Here is a 9159-nt window from a genome sequence, read left to right as displayed (position 1 = left end):
AGCGCGCTCGAGGACGGCGCGGCCAGCGGCGGGGGCACCCGACGGGTCCGCCCCGTCCGGGCACCCGCCGTCCGCCGCAGGCCCCGCCGTCCCGGCCCGTGCCGCCGGCGGAGCGCCCTGCCTCGTCCTCCCGGCCGACGGGGTCCCCGGTGGCGACCCCCGGCCAGGGGTCCCCGGTCGCCACCCCCGGCCAGGGGTCCCCGGTCGCGACCCCCGGCGAGGGGCCCCCGGTGGCCGCGCCCGGTCCCCGGACCGGCGACCGCGGTCCGAGCACCCGGGTCAGCCCGCTGGGTGCCGCCCTGGCACCGCCCGCGAGCGACCGGCCCCGCTCCGGCGAGCAGCCGGGCCTGCCGGTGCTGCCGCGGACGCCCAGCGGTCCCGCCGCGCCCTCCACTCCTGCGCCCCACAGACCCGAGCCCTCCAGCCCCGAGGCACCAGCGGGCACGCCCCCGGTCGGCGAGGCCGGTCCGCGCCGCGACCGCTACGTGCAGCCGGTCGAGGACACCCAGCTCATCCCGGTGCTGCCCCCGGTGCCCAGCCGCTTCGAGCAGCAGGAGACCGACCCCGGGCAGCCCACGCTGCGCGAGGAGGAGTCCGGCCGCAGCCGCGGGATCCTGCGCGCGGCCGGGACGATGGCGGTGGCCAGCCTGGTCTCCCGCATCACCGGGTTCCTGCGCACCGTCGTGCTCACCGCCGCCCTGGGCCTGGGCCTGGTCAACGACGCCTACACGATCTCCAACACCCTGCCCAACATCGTCTACGAGCTGCTGATCGGCGGCGTGCTGACCTCCGTGGTCGTCCCGCTGCTGGTCAGTGCCCAGGAGAAGCACGCCGACCGGGGGGTCGCCTACACACAGCGGCTGTTCACCCTCGGGGTCTCCGCACTGGCCGTGCTGACCGTGGTCGCCGTGCTCGCCGCCCCGGCCCTGACCTGGCTGATGGGCATCCGGGACACCGGTGGGAACCCGGGGCAGGTGGACCTGGCGAACTGGTTGGCCCGGATCCTGCTGGTGGAGATCGTCTTCTACGGGATCGGCGCCTTCGCCACGGCCGCACTGAACGCCCGTCAGGTGTTCGGCCCGCCGGCCTGGGCCCCGGTCCTGAACAACGTCGTCGTCATCGGTGTCGGTGTGGTCTTCCTGCTCGCCTCGGGTCCCGGCGACCTGACACCCCTCACCCTCGAGCCCTGGCTGGTCTGGCTGCTGGGCATCGGCACGACCGTCGGCATCGCCCTGCAGGCCCTGGTGCTGCTGCCGCTGCTGCCCCGCCACGGCATCCCGCTGCGTCCACGGTGGGGGCTGCGCGGGACCGGGCTGGGCGAGGCCGGCTCGCTGGGCCTGTGGGTCATCGGCTACGTCCTGGTCAGCCAGGTCGGCGTCGTCGTGGCCAGCGTGGTGGCCAACGCCGCGGCCCGACAGGAGGGCGGCCTGGGGCCGGCGGCCTTCAGCAACGCCAGCCTGCTCTTCCAGATGCCCTACGGGATCATCGGCGTCGCCCTGTTGACCGCGCTGCTGCCTCGGATGAGCCGTGCCGCCGCCCGCCGCGACGTCCCCGGCGTGGTCGCCGACCTGTCCCTGGGCATGCGACTGTCGGCCCTCGGCCTGCTGCCGGTGACCGCCCTGCTCGTGGTGCTCGGGCCCACGGTCGGCACCCTCGCCTTCGCCCGCGGCAACGCCGACCCCTCCGATGCCCGCGCGGTCGGCGTCGCTCTGGCCGTCGGCGCCTTCGGACTGCTGCCGATGGCGGTCACCCTGCTCCAGCTCCGCGTCTTCTACGCCATGAAGGACGCCCGGACGCCGACCCTGATCCAGGTCGCCATGGTGGCGGTCCGGGTGCCCCTGCTGCTGCTGGTGCCGGTCCTGGTCGAACCCCGGCACGTGGTGGCGGGTCTCATGGTCGCCACGTCGGTCACCTACCTGGTCGGCTGGGTCGCCGGCGACCTGGCTCTGCGTCGCCGTCTGGGCACGCTGCGTACTGGCGACGCCGCGTCCACGGTGCTGCGGGTCCTGGTGGTCAGCATCGTCGCGGCCGCTGCGGGCTGGGGGGCGGTGCGGGTCACCTCCGACCTCGTCGGCACCGCCGTCGTGGGCTCGCTCGTCACCCTGGCGGTCGGTACGGTGGTGGTCGGCGCCGTCGTGGTCGGTGGTGTCGTGCTGGCACGGGTCCCGGAGGTCGCGGGGCCGGTCGCCGCGGTCCGGGCTCGCCTGGGCCGACCACGCCGCTGACCGACCACTCCGGCACAGCAGCAGCACAGCACGGCAGACCTGACGCGCACGCGTCCGGCGGGGACCAGGGGAGGTCGGCAGCGTCCGTGACGTCGACGACCACCGGCCTGCCCGACCGTTACCGCCCCCTGGACCAGCTCGCCCCCGACGAGCCGACCAGCACCGGTGTCATCCGTTCCTGGCGGGCTCGTGACCGGGTCCTCAACCGGGACGTCGCGCTGCGCGTGCACCACCCCGGTGGACCGGCCGCCCGCGCCTGGATCACCCGCGCGCTGACCGCCGGCGGACTGGCCACCCCCGCGCTGGCCATGGTCTACGACGCCGCCGAGGGCACCCCGGACGACAGCCCCGCCGCCTACGTCGTCAACGAGTGGATCGAGGGCCAGACCCTCGCCCACCGGCTCGAGGCAGGACCGCTCCCCGAGCGCGAGGCGCGCACCGTCGTCCGCCGGCTGGCCGAGGGCGTCGCCGAGGCCCACCGGGTCGGACTGGCCGTCGGCGGCCTCACCCCCGAGCACGTCGTGCTGCGCTCGGGCGGGCTGGTCGGCCTGCTCGCCGTCCCCGCTGCCGAGGGCACCGTCCCCGGCGACATCGCCGCGCTGGGTGCGCTGCTCGAGCTGTGCCTGACCGGCCGCCGCGGTGACACCCCTGGCGCGGTCCCCCCCGTCATCACCCAGCCCGACCTGGCCGCGCTCGTGCGCCGGGCGCGCTCGACCGAGCCGGGCACCGCGCTGTCCAGCGTCGCGGCGATGGTCGCGCTGCTGGGCGAGCGGGTGCGCACCGACCAGACCGGCCCGCTCCCGACCGTGCGGGGCGACGAGACCGAGAGCGGCTGGCTGCGCAAGCTGCGCGACCGCCGGGACGCCGCCGACGCCGAGGGGCTCACCACCGGCGCCCCGCCGGCCGGTGCCCTCCCCGCCGTCACCCCGCCGGTGCCGGCCCCCGCCCACCGCGGACTCGTCGACGACGACGACGACCACCGGGACGACCGGGACGACCGGGCGGCCGAGGACGACCGGCTCGACTGGGGTTCGGCCTTCCACGACGGCAGCGACGACGACCCGGTCGAGGACGACCTGGACACCGACGGCGCGGGCTCCAGCTGGCGCCGCCGGCTGGTCGTCGTGGGCCTGCCGCTGCTCGCGCTGGCCATGGTGATCGGCGTGGGCTGGTGGTTCGGGACCAACGTCATCTCCGCCGCCAGCAGCGTCGAGGACCCGGTCGGGTCCACCCCCACGGTCAGTGCGCCGGCCGAGAGCGCGGCCCCCAGCGAGGAGCCCCCCGCGGCCGCACCGCTGCAGATCACCGCAGCCGAGGTCTTCGACCCCTTCGGCGACGGCGAGCCCGAGAACGACGACGACGTCCCGCTGTCCTACGACGGCGACCCGGCCACATCCTGGCCGACCTTGAACTACCGGGGCTCCGCCGAGTTCGGCAACCTCAAGCCCGGCGTCGGCGTGCTGTACGACCTGGGCAGCGAGCAGGCCCTGTCCGGCGTCACCATCGCCACCGACACCCCCGGCGCGGTCGTTGAGGTCCGCACCGGGGACTCGGCCGACGGCGACCTCGAGAGCTACCCGGTCGCCGCCGGCGGGGAGCTCAGCGGCACCGACGAGCTGACCTTCGACGAGGCCGTGACCACCCGCTACGTGCTGGTGTGGGTGACCGGGCTGGTGTCCGGGGACGAGGGCTTCAGCGCCGACATCGCCGAGGTCACCCCGGTGGCCGCGGGCTGAGACCGGTCCCTCCCTCGGGCGCCCACCGGCTGCCGGTCGGGAATGCTCCCCCTACCCTGGCCGTTGTGCCGCCCGTGACGACGAACCAGCCCACCCCCGGCCCCGCGGTCTCGGCCCCGGGTGACCCCGGTGCCTCCCCTGCCGCGATCCCGCCGGCGGAGCACGACGGCGTCCGCGACCTGATCATCATCGGCTCCGGCCCGGCCGGGTACACCGCCGCGACCTACGCCGCGCGGGCCAACCTGCACCCGCTGGTCTTCGAGGGCAGCCAGTTCGGCGGCGCCCTGATGACCACCACCGAGGTGGAGAACTTCCCCGGCTTCCCGGAGGGCGTCCAGGGCCCGCAGCTGATGGACGACATGCGCACCCAGGCCGAGCGCTTCGGTGCCGAGCTGGTGCCCAGCGACGTGACCGAGGTCGACCTCACGGCCACCCCCAAGGTGGTCAAGGTCGGCGGCGAGACGCACCTGGCGCACGCGGTGATCGTGGCCACGGGCTCCAAGTACCGCTACCTGGGCCTGGACAACGAGCAGCGCCTGCTCGGCCACGGCGTCTCGGCCTGTGCCACCTGCGACGGCTTCTTCTTCCGCGACCAGGACATCGTGGTCGTCGGCGGCGGTGACTCCGCGATGGAGGAGGCCACCTTCCTCACCCGCTTCGCCAAGTCCGTGACCGTGGTCCACCGTCGTCCTGAGCTGCGCGCCAGCAAGATCATGGTCAAGCGCGCCCAGGACAACGAGAAGATCCGCTGGGCACTGGGCAAGCAGGTCACCGACGTGCACGGCGAGAACCAGGTCGCCTCGGTCGAGCTCACCGACACCGAGTCCGGTGCCACCGAGACCCTCGACGTGACCGGCCTCTTCGTGGCCATCGGCCACGACCCGCGCAGCGAGATGTTCGCCGGCCAGCTCAAGCTGGACGACGAGGGCTACGTCCAGGTCGAGCACCCGACCACCCGCACCAACATCGACGGCGTCTTCGCCTGCGGGGACGTGGTGGACCACATCTACCGCCAGGCCATCACCTCGGCCGGCACCGGTGCCGCCGCCGCGATCGACGCCGAGCGCTGGCTCGCCGACACCTTCGACGAGCGCTGACGCCGCCAGGCGTCAGCTCCGACACCCACCGCCACGCGCACACCCCAACCGAAGGAGCCATCCCCATGGCAGGCAACACCGTCAAGGTCACCGACGAGAGCTTCGCCGCCGACGTGCTGGGCAGCGACAAGCCCGTGCTCGTCGACTTCTGGGCCGAGTGGTGCGGTCCGTGCAAGATGGTCGCCCCGGTGCTCGAGGAGATCGCCTCCGAGCACGGCGACAAGCTGACCATCGCCAAGCTCAACATCGACGAGAACCCGCAGATCGCCCGGGACTACCAGGTCATGTCGATCCCGACGATGACCGTCTTCCAGGGCGGCAAGCCGGTCAAGAGCATCATCGGCGCCAAGCCCAAGGGCGCGATCCTCTCCGACCTGGCCGACTACATCTGAGCCACGACCCCGGTCCAAGCGGACCGGGGCCGGCGCGCCACGGGCCCGGACGCCGCACGACCCAGCGTCCGGGCCCCTGCGCGTCCTGACCACCCTGGTCTCGCCGGAGTGACCGGCGAGGACGACAATCGGTGCCGACCCACCCCGACCCCCTGGAGCGACCCCCGCGTGGAACCCCTCGTCCCCGGCGCCACCGGCCCGGCCGTGGCCGACGTACAGGCCGCGCTGCGCAGCCTCGGGCTGCTGCACACCGAGCCCACCGCACCCGAGGCGGCCGCCGTCTACGACGAGCCCACCGCGCTGGCCGTGCGGCACTTCCAGCAGGTCCGTGGGCTCTCGGTGGACGGCCGGGTCGGCGAGGAGACCTACCGCGCGCTGTCGGAGGCCCGGTGGTCCCTGGGCGACCGGGTGCTGCGCTACGACCCCGAACGCCCGCACCGTGGGGACGACGTCGCCGGCCTGCAGGAGCGCCTGCTCGAGCTGGGCTACGACGCCGGGCGGGCCGACGGGATCCTGGGCGTGGAGACCGAGAACGGACTGAAGTCCTTCCAGCGCGACTACGGGCTCACCGTCGACGGCACCTGCGGCCCGGGGACCCTGCGCGCGCTGCGCCAGCTGGGCCGCCGGGTCACCGGGGGGCGCCCGCAGCTGCTGCGGCAGAGCGCCTCGCTGGTCGAGTCCGGCCCGCACCTGATCGGCCGGGTCATCGTCATCGACCCCGGTCACGGCGGGGACGACAGCGGCTACACCGCCGGGGAGACCACCGAGTCCGACCTGGTCTACGACCTGGCCACCCGGATCGAGGGTCGGCTGGCCGCCGCCGGTGCCACGGTGTACCTCACCCGTGGCCGCACCGGAGGGCCGACGCTCGCCGAGCGGACCGGCTTCGCCAACGACGCCCGGGCCGACCTGTTCGTCTCCCTGCACATGGAGGCGCACGACTCCCAGCACGCCCGGGGGGTGGCCAGCTACTACTACGGCACCGGGTCGGGCGCCTCGTCCACGGTCGGTGAGGAGTTCGCCAACCTGCTGCGCCGCGAGGTCGTCGCGCGCACCGGCATGCTCGACTGCGGCTCGCACGCCAAGACCTGGGACCTGCTGCGGCTGACCCGGATGCCGGCCATCCGGATCGACTGCGGCTACCTCTCCCACCCCGTGGACCGGCAGCTGCTGCTCGACGCCCGGCTGCGCGGCACCATCGCGCAGTCCGTGCTGGCCGCCGTCCAGCGGCTGTTCCTGCCCAAGGACGCCGACCCGCCGACCGGGACGTACCAGCTGTCCACCAGCGCCTGAGGCGTGTCGGCGGGCCGGGTCCTTACACTCTGACGATGTCCTCCTCGACGCCCGACCCCACGGTCAGCGCGTCGGTCCCGGTCCCGGCGCGTCACCCGCGGCTGGACCCGCTGGCCGACCGCTACGCCGCCCGCACCCACGGCATGAAGAGCTCGGAGATCCGGGCCCTGTTCTCCGTGGTGAGCCGGCCGGAGGTCGTGTCGCTGGCCGGTGGCATGCCCGCCGTCACCGCCCTGCCGCTGGACGCCGTGGGCTCCATGATCGGCGAGCTGGTCAGCGGGATGGGCGCCCAGACCCTGCAGTACGGCTCCGGACAGGGCGACCCCCGCTTGCGGGAGCGGATCTGCGACGTGATGGCCCTGGAGGGCATCACCGACGCCTCGCCGTCCGAGGTCGTCGTCACCGTGGGGTCCCAGCAGGGGCTGGACCTGGTGACCCGGGTGTTCTGCGACCCCGGTGACGTGATCCTGGCCGAGGCGCCGTCCTACGTGGGTGCGCTCGGGGTCTTCCAGGCCGCCCAGGCCCGCGTGCAGCACGTCGCCATGGACGACGACGGCCTGGTGCCCGAGGCGCTGGAGGACGCGCTCATCGAGTGCCGTGCCCGCGGTGACCGGGTCAAGTTCCTGTACACGATCCCGAACTTCCACAACCCCGGCGGCGTCACGCTGACCGAGGAGCGGCGGGTCCGGATCATGGACATCGCCGACCGGTACGACCTGCTCGTCATCGAGGACAACCCCTACGGCCTGCTGGGGTTCGAGCACGAGCCGATGCGCGCCCTGCGCGCCCGCAACAGCGAGCGGGTCGTCTACCTGGGCTCGTTCTCCAAGACCTTCTCCCCGGGTCTGCGGGTGGGCTGGGTGCTGGCGCCCCTCGCCGTCCGGGAGAAGCTGGTGCTGGCCTCCGAGGCGCAGGTGCTGTGCCCGCCCTCGCTCACCCAGTACGCCGTCGCCCGGTACCTGGACACCCAGCCCTGGCAGCAGCAGATCAAGACCTTCATCGAGCTCTACCGCGAGCGCCGCGACGCCTGCCTGGACTCCCTCACCGCGCTGATGCCGCCGGGCACCACCTGGAGCCGACCGGACGGCGGGTTCTACGTGTGGCTGAAGCTGCCGCACGGCCTGGACGCCAAGCTGATGCAGCCCCGCGCCGTCAGCGCGCACGTGGCCTACGTGCCCGGCATCGGCTTCTACGCCGACGGCCAGGGCAAGGAGTTCATGCGGCTGTCCTACTGCTACCCCGAGCCGGACCAGATCCGTGAGGGTGTGCGTCGTCTGGCGCGGGTGATCGAGGCCGAGCTGGACCTGCACTCGACCTTCGACGGCGTGGACACCGGCACCTTCCGGGCGGCCCGCCCGAGCACCCCCCAGGTGCCCACCACCGAGGCGATCACCGGCCCGGCGTCCACGGACCAGCTGGGGGACCCGTCATGAGCGACACCACGCCGGTGTCGACCGACACCGACCTGCTGCGCGCCGTCGTGCTCGCCGGTGGCCTGACCTTCGAGCGCGAGGTCAGCCTGTCCTCGGGCACCCAGGTGGTCGAGGCGCTGCTGCGCGCCGGCCTGGACGCCGAACTGCGGGACGCCGACAGCGAGCTGCTGCCCGGCCTGGCCGCCACCCCGGCCGACGCCGTCTTCATCGCCCTGCACGGCTCCACGGGTGAGGACGGTGCCGTCCGGGCGGTGCTGGACCTCGCCGGGGTGCCCTACGTCGGGTCGCCGGCCGCGGCCTGCCGGCTGGCCTGGGACAAGCCGGCCGCCAAGTCCGTGGTGCAGACCGCCGGGGTGACGACGCCGGCATGGGTCGCGTTGCCGCACTCGACGTTCCGCGAGCTGGGCGCTGCAGCCGTGCTCGACCTCATCGTCGCCCGTCTCGGCCTGCCGCTGATGGTCAAGCCGGCCTCGGGCGGATCGGCCCTGGGTGCGCAGAAGGTCAGCCGGGTCGAGGACCTGCCGGCCTCGATGGTCAGCTGCTTCGCCTACGGGGACACCGTGCTCGTCGAACGCTTCGTCGAGGGCATCGAGCTGGCCGTGTCGGTGATCGACCTGGGCGAGGGACCGCAGGCGCTGCCCGCGGTCGAGATCGCCCCCGAGTCCGGCGTCTTCGACTACACGTCTCGCTACACCCCGGGGCTGACCGAGTACCACACCCCGGCCCGGGTGACCGAGGACGTCGCCCGCCGGGCGGCGGAGACCGCGGTGACCGTGCACCGGGCGCTGGGCCTGGCGGACCTGTCCCGCACGGACCTCATCGTGGACGCCGACGGCGAGGTGCACTTCCTGGAGGTCAACGTCTCACCCGGCCTCACCGAGACCTCGATGTTCCCGATGGCCGTCGAGGCCGCCGGGTACCGGCTCGGGGACGTGCTCACCCGGTTGCTGCGCCAGGCCGCCACCCGGGGCTGAGTCCCCGTC

Annotated in this window: 7 protein-coding genes; all 7 read left to right on the top strand. The window is 74.0% G+C overall.

What is annotated here, in order from left to right; translation table 11 throughout:
• Positions 1–230 precede the first annotated feature (230 nt).
• The 7 genes from murJ to AC0IVP_RS11210 all read left to right on the top strand — a co-directional run bounded on the left by murJ (position 231) and on the right by AC0IVP_RS11210 (position 9150).
• Positions 231–2225 carry a murein biosynthesis integral membrane protein MurJ gene (murJ, locus tag AC0IVP_RS11240; RefSeq protein WP_471756606.1) on the top strand — a complete coding sequence of 665 codons (1995 nt, stop codon included), beginning with the start codon at positions 231–233 and terminating at the stop codon, positions 2223–2225.
• A gap of 86 nt (positions 2226–2311) precedes the next feature.
• Positions 2312–3961: a protein kinase family protein gene (locus AC0IVP_RS11235; RefSeq protein ID WP_471756604.1), complete on the top strand. Its 1650-nt coding sequence runs from the start codon at positions 2312–2314 to the stop codon at positions 3959–3961.
• 65 nt (positions 3962–4026) lie between these two features.
• Positions 4027–5058, top strand: a complete 1032-nt coding sequence (gene trxB / locus AC0IVP_RS11230; RefSeq protein ID WP_200938933.1) for a thioredoxin-disulfide reductase — start codon at positions 4027–4029, stop codon at positions 5056–5058.
• Between the two features lie 65 nt (positions 5059–5123).
• On the top strand, positions 5124–5450 hold the full coding sequence (trxA, locus tag AC0IVP_RS11225) for a thioredoxin (protein WP_056296117.1): 327 nt from the start codon (positions 5124–5126) through the stop codon (positions 5448–5450).
• Positions 5451–5618: 168 nt separating this feature from the next.
• The gene (locus tag AC0IVP_RS11220; RefSeq protein WP_056296119.1) at positions 5619–6743 is read left to right on the top strand and encodes an N-acetylmuramoyl-L-alanine amidase; all 1125 of its coding nucleotides are present in this window, start codon (positions 5619–5621) and stop codon (positions 6741–6743) included.
• Between the two features lie 35 nt (positions 6744–6778).
• The gene (locus AC0IVP_RS11215; RefSeq protein ID WP_056296123.1) at positions 6779–8176 is read left to right on the top strand and encodes an aminotransferase-like domain-containing protein; all 1398 of its coding nucleotides are present in this window, start codon (positions 6779–6781) and stop codon (positions 8174–8176) included.
• Entirely contained in the window at positions 8173–9150 is a 978-nt protein-coding gene (locus tag AC0IVP_RS11210; protein ID WP_056296126.1) for a D-alanine--D-alanine ligase family protein, read from the top strand. The genes AC0IVP_RS11215 and AC0IVP_RS11210 overlap by 4 nt, the downstream gene beginning before the upstream one ends.
• Positions 9151–9159: the final 9 nt, after the last annotated feature.

It is taken from the genome of Klenkia sp. AC732 (assembly GCF_979256525.1).
Note: the sequence above shows the minus strand (reverse complement) of the source record. Positions and strands in the feature narration are given on the sequence as shown.

Excerpts from the sequence above, each read along its gene's own strand:
- trxA (WP_056296117.1), top strand. The coding sequence starts at position 5,124 with ATGGCAGGCAACACCGTCAAGGTCACCGACGAGAGCTTCGCCGCCGAC.
- AC0IVP_RS11215 (WP_056296123.1), top strand. The coding sequence starts at position 6,779 with ATGTCCTCCTCGACGCCCGACCCCACGGTCAGCGCGTCGGTCCCGGTC.
- AC0IVP_RS11210 (WP_056296126.1), top strand. The coding sequence starts at position 8,173 with ATGAGCGACACCACGCCGGTGTCGACCGACACCGACCTGCTGCGCGCC.